The sequence below is a fragment of the Streptomyces sp. SD15 genome, assembly GCF_054462255.1.
Genome location: NZ_JBTLMO010000012.1, coordinates 134,843 through 158,798, shown reverse-complemented (window position 1 = coordinate 158,798; position 23,956 = coordinate 134,843). Strand labels below are relative to the sequence as shown.

General features: G+C 70.9%; 24 protein-coding genes and 1 pseudogene. 13 read left to right on the top strand and 12 right to left on the bottom strand.

Annotated features, from left to right (window positions below; all coding sequences use genetic code 11):
• Positions 1-71 precede the first annotated feature (71 nt).
• Entirely contained in the window at positions 72-1,604 is a 1,533-nt protein-coding gene (locus ACX28W_RS14760; protein WP_458999383.1) for an FAD-dependent oxidoreductase, read from the top strand.
• 103 nt (positions 1,605-1,707) lie between these two features.
• Positions 1,708-2,094: a hypothetical protein gene (locus ACX28W_RS14755; RefSeq protein ID WP_458999382.1), complete on the top strand. Its 387-nt coding sequence runs from the start codon at positions 1,708-1,710 to the stop codon at positions 2,092-2,094.
• Between the two features lie 130 nt (positions 2,095-2,224).
• Here the strand turns inward: ACX28W_RS14755 and ACX28W_RS14750 are convergent, their stop codons facing one another.
• On the bottom strand, positions 2,225-2,956 hold the full coding sequence (locus ACX28W_RS14750; protein ID WP_458999381.1) for a DUF4232 domain-containing protein: 732 nt from the start codon (positions 2,954-2,956) through the stop codon (positions 2,225-2,227).
• Positions 2,957-3,169: 213 nt separating this feature from the next.
• Between ACX28W_RS14750 and ACX28W_RS14745 the strand changes: the two genes are divergently transcribed.
• A complete protein-coding gene (locus ACX28W_RS14745; protein WP_458999422.1) occupies positions 3,170-4,468 on the top strand; it encodes a helix-turn-helix domain-containing protein in 1,299 nt (432 codons plus the stop codon).
• 326 nt (positions 4,469-4,794) lie between these two features.
• Positions 4,795-6,171 (top strand): YncE family protein, encoded by a 1,377-nt coding sequence (locus ACX28W_RS14740; protein ID WP_458999380.1) that lies wholly within the window; start codon positions 4,795-4,797, stop codon positions 6,169-6,171.
• A 394-nt stretch (positions 6,172-6,565) separates the two neighbouring features.
• Here the strand turns inward: ACX28W_RS14740 and ACX28W_RS14735 are convergent, their stop codons facing one another.
• From ACX28W_RS14735 to ACX28W_RS14720, 4 genes are read right to left on the bottom strand one after another with little or no spacing between them, the layout of a single operon-like run.
• Positions 6,566-7,894 (bottom strand): FAD-dependent oxidoreductase, encoded by a 1,329-nt coding sequence (locus ACX28W_RS14735; protein ID WP_458999379.1) that lies wholly within the window; start codon positions 7,892-7,894, stop codon positions 6,566-6,568.
• A gap of 33 nt (positions 7,895-7,927) precedes the next feature.
• Positions 7,928-8,638, bottom strand: a complete 711-nt coding sequence (locus tag ACX28W_RS14730; RefSeq protein WP_458999378.1) for a maleylpyruvate isomerase family mycothiol-dependent enzyme — start codon at positions 8,636-8,638, stop codon at positions 7,928-7,930.
• Positions 8,638-9,486 (bottom strand): fumarylacetoacetate hydrolase family protein, encoded by an 849-nt coding sequence (locus tag ACX28W_RS14725; protein ID WP_458999377.1) that lies wholly within the window; start codon positions 9,484-9,486, stop codon positions 8,638-8,640. Before ACX28W_RS14725 ends, ACX28W_RS14730 begins: the two co-directional genes overlap by 1 nt.
• On the bottom strand, positions 9,483-10,652 hold the full coding sequence (locus ACX28W_RS14720) for a cupin domain-containing protein (protein ID WP_458999376.1): 1,170 nt from the start codon (positions 10,650-10,652) through the stop codon (positions 9,483-9,485). The genes ACX28W_RS14725 and ACX28W_RS14720 overlap by 4 nt, the downstream gene beginning before the upstream one ends.
• A 70-nt stretch (positions 10,653-10,722) precedes the next feature.
• On the opposite strand from ACX28W_RS14720, the gene ACX28W_RS14715 reads away from it, so the two are divergent.
• On the top strand, positions 10,723-11,523 hold the full coding sequence (locus ACX28W_RS14715) for an IclR family transcriptional regulator (protein WP_458999375.1): 801 nt from the start codon (positions 10,723-10,725) through the stop codon (positions 11,521-11,523).
• Positions 11,524-11,632: 109 nt separating this feature from the next.
• Positions 11,633-12,535 carry a helix-turn-helix transcriptional regulator gene (locus ACX28W_RS14710; RefSeq protein WP_458999374.1) on the top strand — a complete coding sequence of 301 codons (903 nt, stop codon included), beginning with the start codon at positions 11,633-11,635 and terminating at the stop codon, positions 12,533-12,535.
• Here ACX28W_RS14710 and ACX28W_RS14705 read toward each other — a convergent pair.
• Complete coding sequence (locus tag ACX28W_RS14705) at positions 12,424-12,807, bottom strand: DUF2255 family protein (protein ID WP_458999373.1); 384 nt, start codon at positions 12,805-12,807, stop codon at positions 12,424-12,426. The genes ACX28W_RS14710 and ACX28W_RS14705 overlap by 112 nt on opposite strands.
• Between ACX28W_RS14705 and ACX28W_RS14700 the strand changes: the two genes are divergently transcribed.
• Together ACX28W_RS14700 and ACX28W_RS14695 are read left to right on the top strand one after the other, a co-directional pair.
• On the top strand, positions 12,713-13,045 hold the full coding sequence (locus tag ACX28W_RS14700) for a BBE domain-containing protein (RefSeq protein ID WP_458999372.1): 333 nt from the start codon (positions 12,713-12,715) through the stop codon (positions 13,043-13,045). The two genes, ACX28W_RS14705 and ACX28W_RS14700, sit on opposite strands and share 95 nt — an antisense overlap.
• A 51-nt stretch (positions 13,046-13,096) precedes the next feature.
• Positions 13,097-15,118 (top strand): flavin monoamine oxidase family protein, encoded by a 2,022-nt coding sequence (locus ACX28W_RS14695; RefSeq protein ID WP_458999371.1) that lies wholly within the window; start codon positions 13,097-13,099, stop codon positions 15,116-15,118.
• A 189-nt stretch (positions 15,119-15,307) separates the two neighbouring features.
• Here ACX28W_RS14695 and ACX28W_RS14690 read toward each other — a convergent pair whose 3' ends face one another.
• Together ACX28W_RS14690 and ACX28W_RS14685 are read right to left on the bottom strand one after the other, a co-directional pair.
• Positions 15,308-15,757: a PIN domain-containing protein gene (locus ACX28W_RS14690; RefSeq protein WP_458999370.1), complete on the bottom strand. Its 450-nt coding sequence runs from the start codon at positions 15,755-15,757 to the stop codon at positions 15,308-15,310.
• Positions 15,758-15,836: 79 nt separating this feature from the next.
• A pseudogene (locus tag ACX28W_RS14685) lies at positions 15,837-16,046 on the bottom strand (carboxymuconolactone decarboxylase family protein); the annotation flags it as partial.
• A 255-nt stretch (positions 16,047-16,301) separates the two neighbouring features.
• On the opposite strand from ACX28W_RS14685, the gene ACX28W_RS14680 reads away from it, so the two are divergent.
• From ACX28W_RS14680 to ACX28W_RS14665, 4 genes are all read left to right on the top strand, one after another.
• Complete coding sequence (locus ACX28W_RS14680) at positions 16,302-17,453, top strand: glutathione-independent formaldehyde dehydrogenase (protein WP_458999369.1); 1,152 nt, start codon at positions 16,302-16,304, stop codon at positions 17,451-17,453.
• A 199-nt stretch (positions 17,454-17,652) separates the two neighbouring features.
• Positions 17,653-18,192, top strand: coding sequence for a DoxX family protein (locus tag ACX28W_RS14675; protein WP_458999368.1), 540 nt, complete (start codon positions 17,653-17,655; stop codon positions 18,190-18,192).
• A gap of 58 nt (positions 18,193-18,250) precedes the next feature.
• Positions 18,251-18,694, top strand: a complete 444-nt coding sequence (locus tag ACX28W_RS14670; protein ID WP_458999367.1) for an SRPBCC family protein — start codon at positions 18,251-18,253, stop codon at positions 18,692-18,694.
• Positions 18,695-18,997: 303 nt separating this feature from the next.
• Positions 18,998-20,401, top strand: a complete 1,404-nt coding sequence (locus ACX28W_RS14665) for a protein kinase domain-containing protein (RefSeq protein ID WP_458999366.1) — start codon at positions 18,998-19,000, stop codon at positions 20,399-20,401.
• An 88-nt stretch (positions 20,402-20,489) separates the two neighbouring features.
• Here the strand turns inward: ACX28W_RS14665 and ACX28W_RS14660 are convergent, their stop codons facing one another.
• From ACX28W_RS14660 to ACX28W_RS14645, 4 genes are all read right to left on the bottom strand, one after another.
• A complete protein-coding gene (locus ACX28W_RS14660; RefSeq protein WP_458999365.1) occupies positions 20,490-21,326 on the bottom strand; it encodes an HAD hydrolase family protein in 837 nt (278 codons plus the stop codon).
• The gene (locus ACX28W_RS14655) at positions 21,326-21,790 is read right to left on the bottom strand and encodes a hypothetical protein (RefSeq protein ID WP_458999364.1); all 465 of its coding nucleotides are present in this window, start codon (positions 21,788-21,790) and stop codon (positions 21,326-21,328) included. Before ACX28W_RS14655 ends, ACX28W_RS14660 begins: the two co-directional genes overlap by 1 nt.
• Positions 21,791-21,863: 73 nt before the next feature.
• The gene (locus ACX28W_RS14650; RefSeq protein WP_458999363.1) at positions 21,864-22,628 is read right to left on the bottom strand and encodes an SDR family NAD(P)-dependent oxidoreductase; all 765 of its coding nucleotides are present in this window, start codon (positions 22,626-22,628) and stop codon (positions 21,864-21,866) included.
• Positions 22,625-23,323: a phosphoribosylaminoimidazolesuccinocarboxamide synthase gene (locus tag ACX28W_RS14645; RefSeq protein WP_458999362.1), complete on the bottom strand. Its 699-nt coding sequence runs from the start codon at positions 23,321-23,323 to the stop codon at positions 22,625-22,627. The genes ACX28W_RS14650 and ACX28W_RS14645 overlap by 4 nt, the downstream gene beginning before the upstream one ends.
• A 192-nt stretch (positions 23,324-23,515) precedes the next feature.
• Here ACX28W_RS14645 and ACX28W_RS14640 point away from each other — a divergent pair, with 192 nt between their 5' ends.
• Positions 23,516-23,914 carry a cupin domain-containing protein gene (locus ACX28W_RS14640; protein WP_458999361.1) on the top strand — a complete coding sequence of 133 codons (399 nt, stop codon included), beginning with the start codon at positions 23,516-23,518 and terminating at the stop codon, positions 23,912-23,914.
• The last annotated feature ends 42 nt before the right edge of the window (positions 23,915-23,956 follow it).

Here is a 23,956-nt window from a genome sequence, read left to right as displayed (position 1 = left end):
GCACCCGGCTACGAAGAAATGAAGCCCCACATATCGGGCGTATCGCGCACCACGAGGGGCACTCGTCCGCCATGAACGCCAAGACGGGAACCCAGGGGTCCTACTGGCTGGAGTCCACGCCGCCCGGCGACCCCGCTCCCCCGCCGTCCGGTGACCTCACCGTCGACGTCGCCGTGGTCGGCGCCGGCATCGCCGGACTCAGCACGGCCTGGGAGCTGGTCCGGCAGGGACGCGAGGTGGCCGTCCTGGAGGCCGACCGCGTCGCCGCCGGGGTCACCGGCCACACGACGGCCAAACTGACCGCCCTGCACACCCTGGTCTACGACCACCTGCGCCGCACCCGCGGCCCCGAGGGCGCACGCCTGTACGCGCACTCGCAGACCGCGGCGATCCGGCACGCCTCCGAGATCGTCGACGAGCTCGGCATCGACTGCGAGTGGGAGGAGGCAGCGGCCTGCACCTACGCCGAGGATCCGCGGCGCACCGGCGAGCTGCGGGCGGAGGCCGAAGCCGCACGTGAGGCGGGTCTGCCGGCCGAGTTCGTCACCGAGACCGAACTGCCCTTCGCGATCACCGGCGCGGTCCGGGTGAGCGGCCAGGCCCAGTTCCATCCCCGTAAGTACCTCCTGGCGCTCACCGACGACCTGCGCCGACGCGGCGGCACGGTGTACGAGGGAACACGCGTCGTCGGCCTCACCGAGGGCGAACCCTGCGTCCTGCGCACCGACGCCGGTGTGTCGGTGCGCGCCGACGAGGTCGTGATCGCCACGCACTACCCCGTCTTCGACCGGGCCCTGCTGTTCACCCGCCTCAGCCCACGCCGTGAACTCGTCGTCGCCGCGACCATCGACGAGGACCGCGCCCCGCGGGACATGTACATCACGCCGGAACAGGCCACGCGCTCGGTGCGCACCGCACCGTACCGTGACGGCAAACGCCTGCTGATCGTCACCGGGGAACACTTCGCGCCGGGCACCGCGGACGTGGAGGAGCGGTTCGCGCGGCTGTCGGACTGGGCCGACGACCGCTTCGCCGGGCTCGCCTTCACCCATCGCTGGGCCACGCAGGACAACGACCCCACCGACTCCGTCCCTCTGATCGGACCGCTCCACCCCTGCAGTCGGCACACCTACGTGGCCACCGGCTTCGGCGGCTGGGGCCTGAGCAGCGGCATCATGGCGGGCCGCCTGCTCAGCGACCTGATCAACGGCCGCCCGGCCGCCTGGAGCAGCCTCTACGACCCGCGCCGCCTGGCCTCCGTGCTCCGCGAAGGGACGTCCTTCCTGAAGCATCAGGCCCACGTGGCCCGGCACTTCGTCGGCGACCGGATGTCGCCCGTGACGAGCCCCGCACCGGACGACATCCCCCCGGGCCACGGCGCAGTGGTGCGCCTTGGCACCCGTCAGTACGCCGTCCACCGGGACGAAAGCGGCTCGCTCCAGGCCCTCTCGGCCCGCTGCACCCACCTCGGCTGCATCGTGTCCTTCAACCACGCGGAGCAGGCATGGGAGTGTCCGTGTCACGGATCGCGCTTCGCCCCGGACGGACGGATCCTCCAAGGTCCTGCAGTACGCCCTCTGGAACAGCGCAACCTCCCGGAATAGGCGCGACTCGAGGTAGGTGGGACATACACCACATACGCAAAGAGGGACAATTTCCCCATGTGGCGACGCACAAGCATCGCCCTCGCCGAAAGCAGGTCGACCCATGGCGAAGAAGCCACACGCGTCCGAGCCACCCCACGGACAAGGCCCGAGCCGTCACGAGGGCACCGAGCAGCACGGCTGGTCACCCGACGTGGACGAGACACGTCAGCAGGACAACCCCAGCGCCCACCGCTCCTTCCACACCGCCGAGCACGGCGGCGGGAAAGGCCCGGGACGGACGAAGTCCAAGGAAGAGACGAAGTCCGTACCGGGCGACACGGTGGAAAGCGACACCGCACGCGGCGAGGAGCACGCCGACAAGGACGAGAAAGGCCGGCGGGACACGGGACGCAGGGGTCGCTCCCAGCGCCCCAGCGGAACCAAGGACGCCTCCGCGATGACCGGCGTCGACCCCCAGGACCCACCGTCCCGGCGCCGCCCAGGCTAGGTGCGGAAATCCATCCCAAGCGTCCGAAGCCGTCAGGATGCCGGGGGCCGGATCGCCGGCGTGGTGAAGGACCCCGAGGAACCCGAGGAACCCGTGGACATTCGGTGTACGGGTTCCTCGGCGCCCGGGGTCACCAGGTGAGGGCGTCGTCCATGTTCTGCTGCCAGTACGTGACCGTCAGCTTGTCGTCGATGTAGACGCCCTTCGCGGGGAGCGACGGGGTGGCGCTCTGGGAGCTGTCGCTGCCGTTGTCGAAGAAGACCTCCAGGGTCTTGGCCGTGTGGCCGTTCGAGCCGCTGCCGTCGGCGGCCGCAAGGCGTACGCCTGCGTAGCCGGACTCGCCCGGGAACAGCGTGACCACCGCCTGCGGCTTGGACTCCTCGAAGGCCGGCGGGACCGACTGGGCGTCGGTGAAGCGGAGCATCGGGTAGCCGGTGAGGTCGCAGCTCTTCGAGCCGGTGTTGGTGACGGTGATGAGGAGGTGGTTCAAGGGGCGGGAGACCACGGTGGCGGTGGTCTTGGTGTTCGAGCCGGTGCACGGGACGTTCAGGGTGGAGTCGGTGCCGGTGCCGGTGCCGGAGTCCTTCGAACCTGTGGAGCCCGTTGCGCCGGTCGAACCCGTGGATCCCGTAGAACCCTTGGAGGAGCTCGCGGAGTCGGCCTGGCCGCCGCCCGTGGTCGCCCTCTCGCTCGTCTTGCCCGCGGAGGTGGGGGAAGCGGTGGGAGTGGGAGTGGACGAGGCCGCGGAGGACGCGCCCTCGTCCTGGACGCCCTCTCCGTTGTCGCAGGCCGTCAGCGACAGCGTGGCGAGCGTGATCGCGGTGGCGGCGAGCAGGCGGGTGCGGGTGGTGCGTGCGGACATGAGTGGTCCCCCTGATTCGTTACGGGTGGTGCGGGCCGCTCGACCGGGTGCCGGGAGCGGCATGCTTGGATGACCGCAGCTTGTGGGGTGATCCGTCCCAGCCGCCACGGTTGCCGGGATCTTTGGAACGCTGGAACGCCCGCAACGGCTCTGACCTGGGGGAATACTGTCCCCCTGGAACGCCGATCCGGGACGTGGAGAGTGGGGGGAACGATGGCGGGGGACGGCTTTTCGGAGCTTCTCGGGCAGTTGAAGGAGCGGTCCGGGCTCAGTTACGGGGTGCTCGGGAAGCGGCTCCACATGAGTGCGTCGACGTTGCACCGGTACGTCAACGGGGACGCCGTACCGACGGACTACGCGCCTGTGGAGCGCTTCGCGCGGGTGTGCAAGGCGACGCCCGAGGAGCTGGTGGAACTTCATCGGCGGTGGGTTCTCGCGGATGCCCGGCGGGGGCAGAAGGCGGGCAGCGGAGCCCCCACTGAGGAGGAGCCGCAGGCACAGACAGCGGCGCAGCCCGTGACCGAGGCGGCCGGGTCCGAAGCGGTGGCCGGAGCCGTTCCCGAGGTCGAACGGGGGTCCCTGGCGGAGGCTCCCGTGGCGCGACGGCGGCGCACCGTCGTCTTCGCCGGCGCCGCTGTGGTCGCCGCCGTGGCGACGGCAGCGCTCGTGGTGAATCTCGCGCCCGGCGAGGGCGATGACGACCAGGGCGGGAAGCGATCGGTGGAGGCCGCCGCCGAGTCCGTCGACGACAGTCCCGGCACCTCCGAGCCGACCGAAGCGAAGAGCACGCCTGCCTCCCCGTCCGCCTCGCGCAGCGGCAGTCCTACGGCTTCCGCCTCCGCATCCCGGAGCAGTGGGGCCGGGACGGCGGCCCGGGGCAGCGGTTCCGAGGACGGGGCCGCCGCGCCCAACGTCGCCGTCAATCCGTACAAGTGGGAAGGGCCGTGCAGCCAGCACTACCTGGTCGACGAAAACCCCGAGCGGGTGCCCCCGCCGCCGAGTGAGCCCGACGCACGCGGGTGGGTCACCGCGCTCGGTGGGGTCGCCGGCGGGCAGCAGATGCTCGCGCTGACCGTGCAGGGCACCGGGAAGGCCACCGTCGTCCTGGAGGAACTGCATGTGCGGGTGGTGGAGAAGAGTGCGCCGCTCGCCTGGAACGACTTCGCGATGGGCGTCGGGTGCGGTGGTGGCGTGGAGACGGCGTCGTTCGGTGTGAACCTCGATGCCGGGCGGCCCGCGACCTCCCCCAAGGCCGGGCAGCGCGACTTCCCGTACAAGGTGAGTGAGTCCGATCCCGAGGTCTTCTACATCTTCGCGGACGCGCGGGCGCACAACGTGAGCTGGTACCTGGAGCTGGACTGGTCCAGCGGCGACAAGCAAGGCACCGTACGCGTCGACGACAACGGCCGGCCCTTCCGGACGAGCGGGAACGTGGGGCTGCCCGCGTACAACTATCCGCTCGGTGACTCCGAGTGGGCGCGGGACGAGTGGACTCCCAACATTCCCGGCTGAGTTCCCTCCTCTCCCGGCCCGGGTCCTCGACAAACCCGTCCGAGCGGAGTCATCGTCATCGTCTCGGGAACCCCGTTGTGTGCAGGGGCAGTTGCGACCGACGCTCCGATCGCCGCCTCCCGCCCGAAGACCGTCTGCCGGACGCCGGCTGTGTGCCGCGATGCGTGATCCACCGTGTGTGACGTCCCGTTGGGTCTTTGCGCTGGATAAGTGCCGCCTGTCGATCAAGACAGTGGCAGTACGAGCAGAGCGCCGGACCGCTCTGCTCGTCGTGCCTTCCGCGGAGCTCGCCTGCAGACGTCCTATCGAAGGAAGCGACCGAACACGTGCGCATAAGACAGTTCACAGAAAGAGCAGCACTCTCCGCTGCCCTGGGCCTCTCGCTCCTCGGCGTCGGAACGACCACGGCCGCCGCGGACACCAGTACCTCACTGCCGATCAGCTCGTATCGGGACATAGCAGTCGACGCGGCTCATCAGCAGGTCTTCCTCAGCGACCCGTTCGGTAGCAGCGTTCTGGTGACGGACTACACGGGCCAGGTCGTGAAGCAGATCAGCGGTGAGGCCGGTGCCTGGGGAATCGCGCTCTCCAGCGACTCCAGGACGCTGTACGTGGCACTCCGCGACGCCGGAGCGATCGCCGCGATCGACACCGCCACGCTGCAGGAGACCGCCCGGTACGACACCGGCACCGGCGCAGGCGCCTACGCCGGCCCGACCTCCCTCGCGCTGGCCGGCGGAAAGATCTGGTTCGGCTACAGCACGGACACCTGGAACGGCGCCCTCGGCTCCCTGGACCTGAGTGGCCCGCAGCCGGTCGTCACACGGGGCCAGGGCCTCGACACGTTCCGCGGCGCGCCCCGACTGGCCGCCACGCCGCAGGAGCCGGACACCCTCGTCGCCGCCGAGTCCGACGGCAACAACGCCACCCTGGCGGTGTACGACGTGAGTACCGGCCAGGCCGACGCACAGGCGAGGCGCGTTGATCCAGGGCCGGACGGGTGCGCGAGCCTGCAGGACCTCGCCCTGACGCCGGACGCCGCGCGGGTTGTCGTCGCCTGCGCCTCGCCCTACTACCACCAGTCGTTCCGCACCGCCGACCTGGCGGACGACGGCCGCTACACCACCAGCCACTACCCCAACGCGGTGGCCATCGCCCCCGACGGCACGATCGCGGCGGGCATCGACGGCGCCTACTCGCCCGACGTCCACCTGTTCACGCAGGGCGACTCCACGGCCTTCAAGACCTGGGACTTCCCCGCGTCGTCCCCCTACACGACCAACACCCTCCAGTCCGCCGGTCTGGCCTGGGCTCCCGATGCCAGCCGGATTTTCGCGGTCACCAAGGACAGCAGCGGTTCGTCCCTGACGCTGCAGGTCCTGAACCACCCGCAGGTCGCCACCACCGTCACCGTGCAGGCGCCTGCCTCGTCCCCCCGGAATCAGGACCTCACCCTCACCGGAAAGCTCGATGCGCCCGTGGGGTTCGGCACCGGAAGCACGGTCGACATCTGGCGGCTCGACGACCCCTTGGCGGGTGAGGGCACGCTGATCGGGTCCGCGACCGTCGCCGCGGACGGCACCTTCAGCTACACCGACCAGCCGAGGACCAAGGGCGATGTCCAGTACACCGCCCAGTACTACGGCGACGCGCGGCACGCCTATGCCTATGGCTCGGTCACGGTCACCATCACCTCTGACTGAGTCCCTTCCACGTCGCCCCACAGGCTCGGCTCGGACCCTGCAGGCTGGATCCGACGCAAGGGGCCGTGGCAACACACTGTGAGTTGAGAGCAGTTCGGACAGGCGCTCGGCTGGGGTTTCCCAGCCGAGCGTTTTGCGTGGGCGGCCGGCGAGTGCGGCGGCGTGGTGGGCCCCCGGTCGGCGTCGTGACGGCCGCGTCAGGAGTCGCTGCGCCGGTCTCCTTCGTGGTTGCGCGCAGAGCCCTACCGTGTCGCACCGCGCCGGTGTGCGGGTGGTAGGGGTTGCCCTCGGTGGTGCGGTCGTCGAGTTCGCGGTGGGAGGCCTTGAGGTAGCCGGAGGTGATCAGCCGGCGGCCGCCGCCGGGTGAGCGGTGCCTGGTAGAGGTAGGCGTCGCTCATGACGTGCCGCTGCCCACCATCGTCGCCGCTTCCCGCGACGGCTCGTCCCCCGACTCCTCGAGGACCGCCGAGGACAGCGGGATCGGCGTGAACATGGGGGGTTCCTCGTCCGGTGCCAACGCGGTCGGGCCGTACACCCAGTCGGTGAAGGAGTAGTCATGGGTGTCCCGCTCCCGCATGATCGCGTTGCGCCGGCGCCGGGACTCTCCGTCGAGGTGCCACAGCTCCCCCCACGCGCGCGCCGTCGTCAGGACGCGGTGGCAGTGCTCCACCCGGACCGCCTCGTACGCCGCCAGCGCGGCGTCCCAGTCCGGTCGGGTGCCCGCCGGAGCGGCCTCGGCCAGCCGGGCGTAGTGCCGGGCGAGCACCCAGCCGTCCTCGATCGCCATGATCGCGCCCTGCGCCATGTACTGCAGCGGCGGGTGCGCGGCGTCGCCGAGCAGCGCGATACGGCCGTGCACCCACGTCTCGATCGGGTCGCGGTCGAGCATCTGCCACCAGCGGTCCCGCCACATCAGCGGAATGCCCTTGCGCACGGTGTCGCAGGTGGCCTCGAAGGCCGCGTCCAGCTCGTCGGGCGTGCCCCAGTCCTCTTGCCCGGCCAGGGCCTTGGGCGACTCGAACACGGCGACCTGGTTGAACATCTCGCCGCCGCGCAGCGCGTACTGGACGAAGTGGCAGCGCGGGCCGACGTAGACGGTGACGTCCTTCTCCGCGATGCCGTTGTCCCGGACCTGCTCGATGGGGACGGCCGCGCGGTAGGCGACGTAGTCGGAGCTGACCACGTCGTCGCCCACCAGTTGCCGGCGGGCCACGGAGTGCAGCCCGTCGGCGGCGACGACCAGCGGCGCCTCCTGGGTACTGCCGTCCTCCAGGCGGATCAGGGCGCCGCCGTCCGTGTGCTCGTAGCCGACGACGGTCTGGTCGGTCAGCAGCTCGACACCGGCGCGTTCGCAGGCACGCAGGAAGATGCCGTGCAGGTCGCTGCGGTGGATGACCATGTACGGGAAGCCGTAGCGGCGTTCGAGGTCGCCCAGGTCCAGCCGGGTCAGTTCCCGGGAGTCGAGCGCGTCCCGCATCACCATGCTCTCGGGGACGACACCAAGGGTCCTGGCCTCCTCGAGCAGACCGTACTCGGCCAGGATGCGGGTGCAGTTGGGTGCGATCTGCAGACCGGCGCCCACCTCGCCGAACTGCTTGGCCCGTTCGAGGACACGTACGCGCAGTCCCTGGCGGGCCAGGGCGAAGGCGGAACTGAGGCCGCCGATACCGCCGCCGACCACGAGGACGTCGGGCCGCCCGGCGGGGCTGGATTCAGGATTCATGATCTGTTCCTTCGGTCGCGGGGCAGGCCCGCGTCAGAGCCAGGCGCCCAGCGTGGGGGCGCGCGTGCCGTCCGGGGTGAGCGGGCCGGCGTCCCGTCCGGTCAGGTAGGCCGCGATGTCGTGCAGCTCGCCCGTGACCAGGGCGGCTTCGCCGTCGCCGGGCAGGTCCCACGCGGCTGCGGTGGCCGGTGCCCGCAGAGTCACAGCCGGGCCGGGGGCCGCAGCGCGCTTGGTGACGACGTCGTCGCACAGGGCGGTGAGGAAGTCGGGCGGCAGGTCGGCGAAGGACACGCCGTTCGCCAGGTCGACGGCGTGCACGCACACTTCGCGGGAGCGCAGCCAGGGCACCTCGGTGGCCGACACGGTCCGGCCCTGTGCGGTGACGACCTGCGCGCGCCACTGCTCCTCGCCGAGCGCGGCCATCCCCTTCTCCAGCGCGTCCGCCGAGCTGCGCAGCCACGCGGTCAGGTCGGCGGCCGGCAGGGCACGGCCCCGTTCGATGCCGGTGGTGCGTTCCTCGGGCGAGGCGTACATCGGTGTGGGTTCGCCGGTGGCGGCCCAGTGCACCAGGTTGGACAGCGCCTCGGCGTTGGCGGCGACGTGGGCCGCCACGTGTGCCCGGCTCCAGCCGGGCAGGGCGCTCGGCGCGGCGAAGGCGGCGCCGTCGAAGCCCGCGGCGGCCTTGAGCATCAGCTCGGTGCCGAGCAGAGCCCAGCGGCGGGCGTCGTCGAACGTACGGGACATCAGGCGGACTTCTCCTTGACCACTCGGTTCTCCAGGCGGCCGATGCCCTCGACCTCGGCGACGACCGTCTCGCCGCCGACCAGGTAGCGAGCCGGCTTGCGGGCGTGGCCGACGCCGCCGGGAGTGCCGGTGGCGATGATGTCGCCGGGGTGGAGACGGGTGATCGCGGAGACGTACTCGACCAGGTCGACCGGGTCGAAGAGCAGGTCGCCGGTGGTGTCGGACTGCATGACCTCGCCGTCGACCGTGAGCCGGACGTCGAGGGCGGGGCGGACGCCGCCCCGCAGCTCGTCGGGGGTGACCAGGTACGGGCCGACGGGGGTGGTGGAGTCCCACGTCTTGCCCTGCAACCACTCGCGGGTGCGGAACTGCCAGTCGCGGCAGGTGATGTCGTTCAGGACGGTGAACCCGGCGATCGCCCGCTCGGCCTCCTCGCCCCGGGCGCGGCGCACGTGCTTGCCGACGACCACCGCGAGCTCGACCTCCCAGTCGAACGCGTCGGTCTCGTCCGGCCGGACGATGTCGTCACCGGCACCGATGAGCGCGTCGGCGAACTTGGCGAACAGGGTGGGGTGTTCGGGCAGGTCCCGGCCCATCTCCTGAATGTGATTGCGGTAGTTGAGGCCGACGCAGACCACCTTCGACGGCCGCGGGACCACGGGCGCGAACTCGGCACCGTCCACGGGGTACGTCGTCGCGCCGTCGGCGGTGGCCGCGGCGGCGCGCTCGGCCCAGTCGTCCCGGTCCAGCAGGGTGCCCAGGTCGGGGACGCCGAGGTCGACCAGGACGTCGCCGTCGAGCCGGACGGCCCGGGTGGTGGTGCCGGTGCGGAGGGTGGCGAGCTTCATCGGGTGGTTCCTTCCACGTGCGTACGGCCCAGCCGGAGGGCCTCGAAGATCGGGGAGTCGCTGAACCGGAACAGGTCCAGGGCGCCGGAGTCGGAGTCGGTGGAGCCGGCCTCGGAGCGGACCGAGAGCGGCTGCCAGGAGGGGACGACGAACAGGTCGCCGCGCGTGAGCGACCACGACTTCTCCCCGACGGTGACGGTGCCGGAGCCGTCGAAGACCTGGTAGACGGACGAGCCCGTCTCGCGCACCGGCGCGGTCTCGGCGCCGCGCGCGATCCGGTGCATCTCGGCCCGGATCGTCGGCAGCACATCGGCGCCGGTCACCGGGTCGGTGAACCGGACGGCGGCGTGACCGGGCTCCACGGTGCCGCCGAAGCCCTCGGCCTCCAGGGCGAGCTGGTCGTTCAGGGCGCGGTCGGTGTGCTCCCAGCGGTACGCCAGCAGGGGGGATCCGGGGGCGAGCTCGCCGGCCGAGACCGGGCGCAGACCGGGGTGGCCCCACAGCCGCTCGGAACGTGAACGCTCGGGGGTGATCCGCTCGGCGTCGCTGATCTCGTCGCGGCCGAACTCGAAGAACTGCGTCTCGGTGGCGTACTGGAAGGGGATGTCCAGGCCGTCGATCCAGGCCATCGGCTCGGCGGTGGCGTTGTGGTGGGCGTGCATGTTCCAGCCCGCCTGCGGCAGGAAGTCGCCGCGCCGCATGGCTACCGGGTCGCGCCCGACGACCGTCCACACGCCCTCGCCCTCGACGACGAAGCGAAAGGCGTGCTGGGTGTGGCGGTGTTCGGGGGCGTCCTCGCCCGGCATGAGGTACTGGATGGCCGCCCACAGCGTCGGGGTGGCGAACGGCCTCCCGCCGAGGGAGGGGTTGGCCAGCGCGATGGCCCGGCGCTCACCGCCGCGGCCGACCGGGACCAGGCCGCCGGCCTGGGCTGCCAGCTTCCGCAGCCGCTCCCAACGCCACAGGTGCGGCACGGCGCGCGAGCGCGGATGGGCCGGCATCAGGTCGCCGATCTCGGTCCACAGCGGAACGAGCAGTTCCTGCTCGAAGCCCCGGTACAGCTCTTCGAGCGCCGGGGTGACCTCGGGTTGCCCTTCTGCGGAGACGGCCTGGAGCCGGACCGGGGAGCCCGTAGCGATGTCTTGGGCGAGAGAAGACTGAGTCACAGGCCTCAGCGTGCATCGTCCCTTCCAGAAGAACAGGTAGATTCTGGAGAGCAGAATCCGGAGGCACGCCATGGACAAACCGCTCAAGACGCCGCCGCCCTACCCCATCGCCAGCGTGGACCACGCGCTGCGGGCGGCGACCATCCTGCAGATGGAGGGCGGCGCGACCGTGTCGCTGATCGCCGAGCGGCTGGGCGTCGCCAGGTCGACCGCCCACCGGGTCCTGGCCATGCTCGTCTACCGGGACTTCGCCGTGCAGGGCGAGGACCGCGTCTACCGCGCGGGGCTGGTGCTGGAACTCGCCGCGCACTCCCAGTCCCTCGTGTCGCGGCTGCGCGCGGCGGCGCTGCCCCATCTGCACCGGGTCGTCGATCTTCTGGACGAGACCGCGAACCTGATCGTGCGCACCGGGGACACGGCCCGGTTCATCGCCAGTGTCGAGTGCCGGCAGGCACTGCGGGTGGGTTCCCGGGAGGGCATGGTGTTCCCGGCCCACCGCACGACGGCGGGGCTGCTCCTGCTCGCCGACCTCGCCGAGGAAGAGCTGGAGGAGGTCTACGCCCCCGAGCGTTACCGCGACCGTCCGGCCGATCGCCCGGATCTCGCCCGGCTGCGGACGGAGCTGAGGCGTCTGCGCCGCAACGGGTTCGCCGTCAACAAGGAGCGCTCCGAACGCGGCCTCGTCGCCGTCGGCGTACCGGTGCGCGACCGGGACGGCACCGCGCTGGCCGGTCTGTCGGTGTCGATGCCCGGCGTGCGCTACGACCCGCACCACCTCCAGTCCCTGGTCGCCACCCTGGACTCCGCGGCGCACGCCCTGGAGAAGGACCTGGCCGAGCAGCAAACACAGCATGGTCAACCCTCCCCGTGACGCGCGCCGCGTGGCAGACCGCGCTGTGCCGGGGAGCGGCGTTCCGGGGCGTGACAGGGCCCCCCACGCCCCTACCGCCCAAGTCATCGGCCCTCGCACACTCGAAGGCATGACACGTGAGCAGCAGAGCGGGGGCACCGAGCTGGGGCGCTTCCTGCGCGCCCGCCGGGCCCGGATCACCCCCGCCGAGGCCGGACTCACGGTCGGCTCCGGACTGCGCCGCACGCCCGGGCTGCGCCGTGAGGAACTGGCCACCCTGGCCGGCATCAGCATCGACTACTACACCCGCCTGGAACGCGGCAGGGAGACCCGCCCCAGCCCCTCGGTCGTGGACTCCCTTGCCCGTGCCCTGCGTCTGGGGGAGGACGAGCACGAGCACCTGCGCAGCCTGACGGTGCTCGCCGCGCGCACGGTGCCCGAGCCGCCGACGGCGCCCAGCCGGACGGTCCGTCCCGGCGTGAAACTGCTGCTGGAGAGCCTGCGACCGGGCCCCGCGCACGTGGTAAGCCGCACCAACGACCTGCTCGCCGCCAACCCGGGCGGGCTGCGACTGCTGGCCGGTTTGGAGGAGTGGCCGGCCAGACAGCGCAACATCGCGCGCTACGTCTTCCTCCACCCGGCCGCCCGGAACCTGTTCCACGACTGGAACACCCAGGTACGCGGGTGCGTCGCCCGGCTGCGCGCGCTGGCGGGGACGGATCCCGACGCACCGGACCTGACCCGGCTCGCCGGTGAACTCCTGCTCAAGAGCCCGGAGTTCGCCCGCCTCTGGGAGCGCTACGACGTCAGGGGCAGCACCCACGGCCGCAAGACCTTCCACCACCCCGAGGTCGGCGACCTCACCCTCGGCTACCAGTCCATGGAGCTGGAAGGCACCCCTGGCCACCGCCTGATCACCTACTACGCCGAACCCGGCACCCCCGAGTACGACGCGCTGACCCTCCTCGACCTGCTCGGCTCCGAACCCCCCACCCCCCGGACGGCCCCGGCCGGGGACGCGTCAGCCGGTTGACCGCCGGGCTGTTGCCGCCCGCGACCGCGACGGTCAGCCTGATTCCGATATCTGGCGTGGGTGATCAGGTGGGCGGAGCAGCGGCCGTACTTGGCGCGGCAGACCGCGTCGACCTGGTCGTCGACCCCGCCGTCGACGTCGACGAAAGTGACGTCCCGGTCGACGCCCCCGGCCCGGATGCGGCCCCACGGCAGCGAGGCCAAGCACCAGCGGCTGCGCGCGGTCAAGGCGGCCTGGGACCCGGACAACCTGCTCCGCTTCAACAAGAACATCGCACCCGCGACCGCGGGATGCCCCCCGCCGCCCTGGTGCACTGACGGCTGCCTCCACCCCGACGTGTCGGTGCCGACAAACCCCCAGGTCGGAAGCCCGGAGGTGCTTTTCCGTCCGGACCAGTGGGAGGGTGGCGCACTCCGGTGGTCGTGCTCGGGGGCGCGCGGGACTGTCACATCCGCTCAGGCGGTCGCCAGGGCAGGGGACGCACCCCGTGGCGCTCCCACGTTCCGGTGATCGCCGTTGATCGCTCTGCCGGACGCACGCCGTCCCCTCTATCCATGACGTATGGATGACCTCTCCCCCACAGCCGGCCATCATCCGCTCTCCAGGCGCCAGTTGACGGTCGCGGCCGGTACCGCCGCGACCGCGACCGCGCTCGGGCTGAGCGCGGCGGATCCGGCCGCCGCGGCCCCCGCCGCTCCCCCGGAAGCCCCAACCGCCCCCTGCCCGCCGAGATCCACCGCCGACTGGGCCACCTGTCTCGCTGTCGCCCGCGCGCTGCTGGTCGTCGACGACGACAACAAGCCGCTCGTGCCGACGTACGAGAAGATCCTCGACTCCGGTCTGCCGCGCCCCAGGACGAGGAGCGCCAAGAAGATCCTGGTGGTCGGGGCGGGACCGGCCGGCCTGGTGGCGGCCTGGCTGCTGAAGCGGGCCGGGCACCACGTGACGCTGCTGGAGGCCAATGGCAACCGCGTGGGCGGCCGCATCAAGACCTTCCGCACCGGCGGACACGAGCACGCGGCGCAGCCGTTCGCCGATCCGCGGCAGTACGCCGAAGCCGGGGCCATGCGGATCCCCGGCAGTCATCCGCTGGTGATGCGCCTGATCGACCAACTCGATGTCGAGCGGCGCCGGTTCCACCTCGTCGACGTCGACGGCGAGGGAAAGCCCGTCAACCAGGCGTGGATCCACGTCAACGGCATCCGCATGCGCCGCGCCGCGTACGCGACGTCCCCGCGCAGGATCAACCGGTCGTTCGGCGTGCCGCGCAAGCACTGGGACACCCCCTCCGCCACGATCCTGCGCGCCGCTCTGGACCCCGTACGCAACGAGTTCAGCACGGTGGGTCCGGACGGCAAGCGCGTCGACAAGCCCATGCCCGAACGGGTGCGGGGCTGGGCGCGGGTGATCCAGCAGTACGGCGACTGGTCCATGTACCGGTTCCTGACCGAGCAGGCCGGCTTCGACGAGCGCACCATCGATCTCATCGGCACCCTGGAGAACCTGACCTCACGGCTGCCGCTGTCCTTCGTCCACAGCTTCATCAGCCAGTCGCTGATCAGCCCCGACACCCCGTTCTGGGAGCTGGTCGGCGGCACCGCGACCCTCCCGGACGCGTTGCTGGGCAAGGTCGGCGACCAGCTGCGGCCGGACCGGCGTGCCACGCACATCGAGTACTGGGACCCGGATCGGGCCGCCGACGGCAACACCTCACACGTCCGCCCCGACGGGCCTCACGTGTCGATCGACACGGTGTCCGAGGGGCGTGACGGCAAGGTCGTGCGGGAGCGGTTCACCGGGGATCTCGCGATCGTCACGGTCCCTTTTTCGGGGCTGCGGCAGGTGCAGGTCAGCCCGCTGATGTCGTACGGCAAACGCCGTGCCGTCGGCGAGCTGCACTATGACAGCGCGACCAAGGTGCTGCTCGAATTCAGCCGCCGCTGGTGGGAGTTCACCGAGGCCGACTGGAAACGCGAACTCGACGCGGTGCGGCCCGGACTGTACGACGCGTACCGACAGGGCAAGGCGCCCGCCGACGGAAGCCTCCTCGGCACGCATCCGTCGGTGCCGCCCGGCCACATCAGCCCGGCGCAGCGCGTCCACTACGCCGCCCACCGCTGGGCCTCCCGCGAGCAGCCCGAGGCGGCGCACATCATCGGCGGCGGCTCGGTCGCCGACAACTCCAACCGCTTCATGATCAACCCCTCCCACCCGGTCCCCGGCAGCAAGGGGGGCGTCGTCCTCGCCTCCTACAGCTGGGCCGACGACGCCTCCCGCTGGGACTCCTTCGACGACGACGCCCGCTACCCGCACGCCCTCAGGGGACTGCAGCAGGTCTACGGGCAGCGCGTCGAGGTCTTCTACACGGGTGCCGGCCGCACGCAGAGCTGGCTGCGCGACCCGTACGCGTATGGCGAGGCGTCCGTCCTGCTCCCCGGCCAGCACACGGAGCTCCTCGCGGCCATCCGCGCCCCCGAGGGCCCCCTGCACTTCGCCGGGGATCACACCTCGGTCAAACCCTCGTGGATCGAGGGAGCCGTCGAGTCGGGGGTGCGGGCCGCACTCGAAGTGCACATGGCCTGACGGTCCAGGTCGGAACGGTGGCCTTGGGCGGTCGAGGGCCGAGCGTGCCGCTGCACGACGGCCGTCGACCGCCCGCGCCACGGTCGTCGACCACCTCCGACGTGTGGCGGCCGTCTGACCTGAGCACCGCGGCCCGGGCTTCGCCGGAAGGTCTGCGCACGCACAAAGGCGCTCCCGGCCCGGACATCGTCAGAGTGGCAGGCCGTCGGGCAATACGCGGAATGCCTTGTAGCGGCCCAACGGGCGTACGGCTCGGAAGTCGCGTCGGCCGAGGGTGAGGATCGCGTCGGTGTCGTAGTCGGCAGCCAGCGCCACGTTCGCCGCGTCGGCGAGGCCGAGGTCGAGGTCGAGCGCGCGATAGCGGACGCGGAGCGACTGGGCGGCGCCCAGGTGGTCCTCCGTGATCTCCGGCATGACGACGCGGCCTCGGCTCATCCAGCGCCGGAGGTCGTCGACCGCGCTGAGGGCGGCCTCCCGCCCGAGCTCGCGCGTGGCAACGTGATCGAGCTCGGCCGGCAGGAGCGGCGACATGACCAGGAGCCCGGCCGCCATGATCGCCTCGTTCGCCGCCCCGTGCTCCGGGTGCGTCGAATCAAGGGCGGCAAGGAGACCGGACGTGTCGGCGATGACAATGATCACGAGGCGCTTCCGGAATCCGGGTCGGAGTCGGTCTCGCGGCGGACCGCGTCGGCGACCGTGCCGCGGACCTCCGACTTGGACGGCGTACGGCCCGCCCCCTGTGCGCGGCGTCTTTGGTGTGCATGTCGGTGCAGAAACCACAGCCATTGATCTGACTGGCGCGGATCTTCACCAGCTCCTGCGTCGCGGCAGGCAGCGTCGAATCCGAGACCGCCTTGCCCGCCGAGTTGATGTACCGCAAGAACTTGCCGCCGACCGGGTTGCCGAAGAGGTTCAAGCGAGCATCCATGGTGCGCTCTCCTGTGTCGTTGTTGAGGGCTACACCTCTCTGACGGAGCAGCTCGGCAAGAGGTGACATGCGGCGGGAACGAGTGTGTCGGTTGCGGCCCGTGCCGTACGGGCGTTACCTGGAGGTACGGGCGGTGAAGCGAGAGCACTCGAGGCCACGGCACAGGCCGACGGCCCGCGCCTCCGTGTGTGTCCCCCCGGGTAGCGGCCCGTTCGTCACCGCCGTCATCCAGCGTTCGACGCGGAGGTGGCAAAGGTGAAAGCCGTCGTTTACGAGAAGCCCTTCAGTGTGGCTGTGAGGGATGTCGAGGATCCACGGATCCAGCACCCGAACGATGTGCTGGTACGGGTCACGTCGACCGCGATCTGCGGATCGGACCTGCACATGTACGAAGGCCGCACCGCGGCCGAGTCGGGCATCGTCTTCGGACACGAGAACCTCGGCATAGTCGAGGAGGTCGGTAGCGGCGTGACCTCGCTGTCCAAGGGGGACCGCGTGGTGATGCCCTTCAACGTCGCCTGCGGATTCTGCAAGAACTGCCTGGCGGGCAGGACCGGTTTCTGCCTGACGGTCAATCCCGGTTTCGCCGGCGGAGCCTACGGATACGTGGCGATGGGCCCGTACACCGGTGGTCAGGCGGAACTCCTGCGGGTGCCCTACGCCGATTTCAACTGCCTGAAGCTGCCCCCGGGCGAAGAGTTCGAGACCGATTTCGTGCTGCTCGCCGACATCTTCCCGACCGGCTACCACGGATGCGAACTCGCCCAGGTGACCCCCGGCGAGAGCGTGGCCGTCTTCGGCGCCGGACCGGTGGGACTGATGGCCGCCTACTCCGCGCTGCTGCGCGGGGCGTCAAAGGTGTTCTCCGTCGACCGGGTGCCCGAGCGGCTCGCCAAGGCGGAGGAGATCGGGGCCATCCCGATCGACTTCACCCAGGGCGATCCGGCCGAACGGATCAAGGAACAAACGGGAGGAGAGGGAACCGACAAGGGAGTGGACGCCGTCGGGTACCAGGCCCAGGCGCACGACGCCAGCCACGAGGAGCCCGCCGTCGTCCTCAACACACTCGTCGAGACGGTGCGGCCCACCGGCATGCTCGGCATACCGGGGCTGTACGTCCCCGCCGACCCGGGCGGACCCGATGAGCACGCCAAACACGGCCAACTGCTGGTCTCCATCGGCAAGATGTTCGAGAAGGGCCAGCAGATGGGGACCGGTCAGTGCAACGTCAAGCGGTACAACCGCCAGCTGCGTGACCTGATCATCGCCGGGCGCGCCAAGCCCAGTTTCGTGGTCTCCCACGAGCTGCCGCTGGACCAGGCGCCACAGGCGTACGAGAAGTTCGACCAGCGGATCGAGGGCTATACCAAGGTGGTGCTGCATCCCGGTCACGCCCTCGCGGCGTGAGCGACGGGTCCGGGCGCGCAGGTGCCCGGACCCCTGCGGTTGAGCGATGCCGCCCGCGGTCCGGTCGGCCGGCGGTTCTTGGCCTGTGGACGCGGGATGCGCGGAGAGCGCCTTGGTGACGGTCCCCACCGATGTGCCGGTTCCTTGGGTGGTCGGCCGGCAACCGCCCGGGGAGCCCCCTGCAAGAAGAGAGCTCCCGATGAAAATCACCGCCGCTCAGTGGCGCGCCTCGCCCGAGCCCATGGCACGGCCGGCAGTCTCCGCCGGCGACTGCGGTCTGCTCCTCCTCAGGCTCACCTTCGGCCTGCTCATGGCAGCCCATGGCGCCCAGAAGCTCTTCGGGATCTTCGGCGGCGCCGGTCTGTCCGCCACCGCCGACGGTTTCGAGGCCCTGGGCTACCACCCTGCAACGCTCTTCGCCGTCATCGGCGGCGCATCCGAGTTCCTCGGAGGACTGGGGCTGGCGCTCGGGCTGTTCACCCCGCTGGCGGCCGCCGCCGTGATCGGCGTGATGATCAACGCCATGGTCACCGTCACCGCCGAGCACGGCCTGTGGGCGAGCGACGGCGGTGTGGAGTACAACGTGTCCATCGCCGTCGCCGCACTCACCATCGCCGCCACCGGCCCCGGGCAACTCGCCCTGGACCGGCCGTTCCGCTGGGGGAAGGGCGGCTGGCTGGAAGCGGCCCTCGCCCTCTTCCTCGGCGGCATCGGCGCTGCCATCGTGCTGATCATTTGAGGTGCGACGCGCACACTGGATTCATGACCCGGTAAACCGTGAGCGAGGTTTGGGGTGAATGATGAGCACTCTCGAAGAGCATGTCGACATCAGCGTCCCGGTCGATCAGGCCTGGGACTGCCTCCACCGCGTGGAGAACTATCCGCGGTTCGTCGAAGGAGTACGTGAGGCTCGTTCGAGGACCGGAAACCGGGCGCTCCTGGACATCGAGGCGGGTGGCCGAACGCAGGAGCTCGAGGCCGAGATCATCGACCGTGACCAGGGGCGCACGATGGCCTGGCAGGCCCTGAGCGGTCCCGACCTTGCGGGCTCCTTCTCCGTCCTGCCCATCGACGCGGAACACACCCGCATCCAGGCCCGGATCGAGTACGACCCGGGCGCTGTCAGGGAGGCTTTCGGCGGACAGAAGGGTTTCGCCCAGGCGAACGCGATCGAACGCATCGTGCGCAGCGACCTCGATCACTTCAAGGAGCTGGTGGAACGGGAAACACGGGAAAGGTGACAGCGCACTCAGGCCCTGTTGCCCCGGCACAGACGGGCGCCCGGTCCGCAACACCGGTGCGGTCGGCCGTCCCGTAGGTCCGCCACAGCGCGGCCGGAAGCCACGTCGAGGTGGCGCCGTACGCGATGGTCGCGCTGCCGCCATGCCGCCCGGAACAGGCCGAACAGACCGGCGGCACGGAAACCGGCTGACCCGGCCGCCAGTATGCTGGGGCGGCTGCGGCACCCCACCATCACCCGTTTCCACGGGGTGAGTTGCGGCCTGCGGCGTTCACGACGTCTCACGGCATGGGGATGAGGACAGGTGCTGATAGCGGGCCGCTACCGGCTGAGCGCGTCGATCGGACGCGGCGGGATGGGCGAGGTCTGGCAGGCGTACGACGAGACCCTCGCCAGACCGGTGGCGGTCAAGCTCCTGCTGCCCCAGGACTCCGACCCCACCGCCACCTCCCGCTTCCGGCTGGAGGCGCAGACCGCCGGCCGGCTCAACCACCCGAACGTGGTCGGCGTCCTGGACTTCGGCCAGCACGAGAACCGGCTCTTCCTGGTGATGGAACTCGTCGAGGGCCCCAGCCTCGCGAGCGTGCTGTCCCAATCCGGCGCGCTGCCCGCCGAACGCGTGGCCCGTATCGCCGCCGAGACCGCCGCCGGGCTTGCCGCCGCGCACCGGCAGGGCATCGTCCACCGGGACATCAAGCCCGCCAACCTGCTGCTGGACGCCGACGGCACCCTGAAGATCGGCGACTTCGGCATCGCCCGCTTCCTCGACGACCCCGGCGCCGCCCTGACCGCCACCGGGCAGATCGTCGGTACGAGCCTCTACCTCGCCCCCGAGCGTGCCCTGGGACAGCCGGCGGGCCCGGCCTCCGATGTGTACGCCCTGGGCTGCGTGCTCTACCAACTCCTCACCGGCCGCCCGCCGTTCCGGGCCGACACCGCCGTCGCCATCCTGCATCAGCACCTCGACGCCGCGCCCCTACCGCCCCGCGAGCTGGGCGTCGCCGGGCTCCCGCCCGCCTTCGAGAACTATCTGCTCGGCCTGCTCGCCAAGGACCCCGAGCACCGGCCCCCCGCCCAGCAGGCGGCCGACTGGTTCGCCGGCGGCGCCTGGCGGGGGCGACCCGAGCCGATGCCCGACGCGACGCCGGCGTCCCGGCCGCCGACGGTGTCCCGGCGCACGGCCACGGGTCCGGCCGCGGGACCGTCCGCCGTCGCGGGCCAGGGTCCGGTGGCGCGTCAGGGCGCTGTGGCGGGTCAGGGCCCCGGGCCGTCGGGCGGCTCCGGGCCGGGGCCACGCCAGGTCGGCGGAGCCGGCGCCCCGACCACGTACGCGCTGCCCTCCGTCCGGGGCCACGCTGTCGGCCGGTCCCGGGCACGGCGTCCGGAGCGACCCGGGCTGCGCCCCCGCCTCGCCCGCCGACCGCGCGTCGTGGCCACGGCCGCCGGAGCGGTGCTCTTCGTGGCCGCGGTGCTCCTGGGCATGCTGTGGTTCTCCCCCGACGACACCACGGCGGACGGCACGGAATCCGAGCCGTCGCCCGGCACCAGCGCTCCCGCCTCCACGTCACCCCTGGCATCGAACCCGTCCGCGACCGCCTCCCCGAGCCCCACGGCGGAGGCGAGCGACAGCCTCGAACGGCAGGAGGAGCCACACAAAAAGGAGGGGAGGGACGGGGGGAAGGACGAGGAGAGCGACGAGGACGACTGACGGTCGATGTCCGGCCTCCGTCAGCCGCATGACATCCGGCGTTCCCACTCCGGGAACAGCCGTTCACAATATCTGTCATCGTTGCCGATCAGTCGTCGCGTGCCGATGACGGTTCCTTGCCGGCGCGGCACACCATCGAGATGAGGTCCGCCACGCCCTCCTCCTCGTTGCTGGGCAGGATCAGATCGGCGGCCTGCCGAACGGCGCGGTGCGCGTTGGCGACGGCTGCGGCGAGCCCGGCGGCGCGCAGCATCGGCAGGTCGTTCGGCATGTCCCCCACGGCCGCGGTGGCGGTGACCCGTGTTCCGTAGAAACCGGCCAGCCAGCGCAGGGACGCCCCCTTGTCCACACCGTCGGGCGAGATTTCCAGGAAGTACGGTGTGGAGCAGCTGACTTGGATACCGTCTTCCGAACGGACCAGCGGTTCCGCGAGCTCCGGCGCCGGCACGGCGGGGTGGACGGCCAGGATCTTGACCACCCGGTCGTCGGGGACGAGTGCCGCGGCGGCATCGGAGACAACCTGGTGGTCCCAGCAGTCGGGGACCAGCGCCGCGAACCCGTGCTCAAGGAAGAGCCCTCGAAGGGTGTCCACCCCCAGGACCACCCCCGGCACACGTGTCCGCAGCCGCGTCAGGAGGGCACTGCCCCACCCGCGCGAGAAGGCCCGGCACTCCAGCACCCGGCCGCTCGTCACCTCGGCGACGACCGCCCCGTTGCTGCATACCACCAGGCCGCCCGAACCGAGTTCGCGGCTCACGGACAGCGCGTCCCGCAGCGGCCTGCCGGTAACGCACACCACCGGCACCCCGCAGCGCGCCGCCTCGGCGAGGGCGGAGCGCGTCAGCGGGCCGACGGTTCCCGCACCGTTGAGCAGTGTGCCGTCGAGGTCGGTGCAGACGAGACCGATCCGATCCGGTGCGGTCACTACCGGGCTCGCCCGGCCTGATCGGGGACGCCGGCCACCGGTGCCCGTACCTTGAGGCGGGTGGGCCGGTTCCCGGTCAGCCGGAGCTCGACCCAGCCCTCCCGTTCCAGACGCTGCCGCACGGGCGCCCGGATCAGCTCGACCCACATCCAGTCGCTGTCGGTGTCCAGCAGCCAGGGGATCGCTCCCGGCGGCGACGATTCAAGGTCCGCCACGGGACCACCCCGCCGGGCCGAGGGCACGATGCCGACGAGGATCGGTGGCACGTCAAGGATGTCCAGAGCGACCGGACGTCCGCTGGCGTCCAGGGAGATCCACACACGCGAGGCGAAACCGATCTGCGCGCTGCGGCAGTCGACGGTCTCCGGCTCGGCGTCGTCCGCGACGACCGACAGCAATCCCACCCCCAAGTCCCAGCTCACATTCGTCCGTTCGGTACTGCCGGCGACGGCGTGCTCGCTCATGCCACTCCTTCTGGATCCTTGTGGGCCTCGGACGGCTGGGCGTTCAGGTGATCGGAGATCCGGCGACTCGGTGTCAGACGGCCTGGAGCCGGTCGAGCCCGGACACCGTGGGCCGGTCGGTGAGCCGGGCCGGCCTGAGTTCGATCTCGCCGACGACGGTGTCGGCCGGCGCCTCCAGCGCCCAGAGGACCGCTTGGGCCACCGAGGAGGTGGCCATCTTCAGCGGCGACTCGTCACCGGGAAGATTGGCGATGGCCCCCGGGCTGACAAGCGTGGTGCAGACGCCGTGCGCCCGCTCCTCGAGCAGCAGCACCTCGGAGATCGCTTTCAGTGCCGCCTTGGTCGCGCAGTAGGCGGCTCCGCCCTCGAAGAACCGGCTGCCCGCATGGCTGCCCATCAGGACGATCCGGCCCCCGCCGCTCCGCAGCTGCGGCAGGCTCGTCTGGATCAGCGCGAGCAGCGAGGTGAGATTGACCTCGACCGCCTCCCGCCAGACGTCGAGAGGCAGCGAGGCGACGGGGCCCAGGGACCGTACGACCCCGGTGGCCACCACCGCGTCCAGGCCGCCGCTCTCCGCGACCACCCGGTCCACCGCGGCGCCGACCTCCTCCGCGTGCCGGAGATCGCACTGGACCTCGCCCAGCCAGGGCAGGTCCGCGCGGGTCCGGCCGAGGGCGTACACCCGCCAGCCGGCCGCGTGCAGTGCTTCGGCGACGGCCCGGCCGGTACCACGATTGGCGCCCGTCAGCAGCGCGGTACGCCCGCCCCTGTCGCCGCCGGTGCCGCCTCGGGAGTCGGCTTCCGTACCCGGCGCTTCCGTACCCGGCGAGGCGCTCACCCGCGGATCCTGCGTACCAGGTCCGTCCACACCGCCACGACGGCCGCCTCGTCAGCCCCCTGCCGGAACAGATCCTTGTCCAGGGGCCTCCCGGCTTCGTCCCGCAGCCGCATGCAGTCCGGGGACACCTCCGAGTTGATGACGGGCGAACCGTCCGCGCCCACCCCGATGACCAGGCAGAAGTCCCACAGGTCGAGGGGCGCCAGCCAGGACCTCAGCCCCTCGTTGCACGCCAGCGCGCACGCACGGAACTCCTCGACGTCCACGCCGGTCGCGCGCAGGTAGTCCTCGCCGATCGGCTGGTCCTCCGGATCGGTCCGGTAGTCGAACTTGACCACCGGCGGCTGGAAACGGTGGCCCTCCGGAAAGAGTCCGGGGTACTTGCGCACCGTCGACCCGGTGGCGATGTTCTTGACGATGACTTCGTACGGCGGCGCCGGCACGTAGTCCGCCCGATAGGAAATTTCTCCGATCCGCTCCCGGAAGACCGTACGCACTCCTTTTTCAGCGAGTCGCGCGGCGGCCACCTCGTAGAAGTCGAGACGTAACCTCGCTGTCTCCGGCATCATCTCGTCACGGTCGTACGTATAGCTGCGCAGACTCGGTATCAGCTCGATTTCACAGGTACCGTCGTCGTTTTTCCAGAGTTTCTTGCTGTGGCCTTCGATGTCGGGTTCCGTCGCACGCCTCACCATCGTCACTTCTCCCCTTCAGGAAATTGTCGAGGATGTGTCCGGGCACTCGGCCGAAGCTACAACACCCTGAACGGAATGGTCCACCGTCCCGAGATAAATGTACGTGGCTTGTACTGGATTTATACATGCGCGGGGCACGCTGTCCGTAGCACATCACCGAGAGGGCCTTCAGCAAGGAGGTGGCGTCAGTAAATGGCGCACGACGAGAGCGCAAAAGGGCACGACGAGGTCCCGGAAGAACTGCGCGGCAAGGTAGCCGGTCGCCACTACGGCACCGCGGGCACAAAGCTGCTGTTCGAGGACGACAGGACCCGGGTGTGGCTGCTTGAGCTGGAGCCCGGCGAGGCCAGCGAATGGCACGAGCACCCGTGGGACTACGTATTCGTGGTCGACCAGCCCGGCCAGGTACGGCTGGAGTACGAGGACGGGGAAATCGAGGACCAGGACGACTTCATCGGCCAGGTGGTACACCGTCGGCGCGGAAAGCCGCATCGGCTGGTGAACAAGAGCAGCCACGCCTACCGGAACGTCGTCATCGAATTCCGTGGGCAGACCCCTCCGGCGAAATGGCCGCCCGCCGAGCAGAGCTGATCAGAGCCGAGCAGGCGGTAAACCTGAACCCCGGCAGAAAAG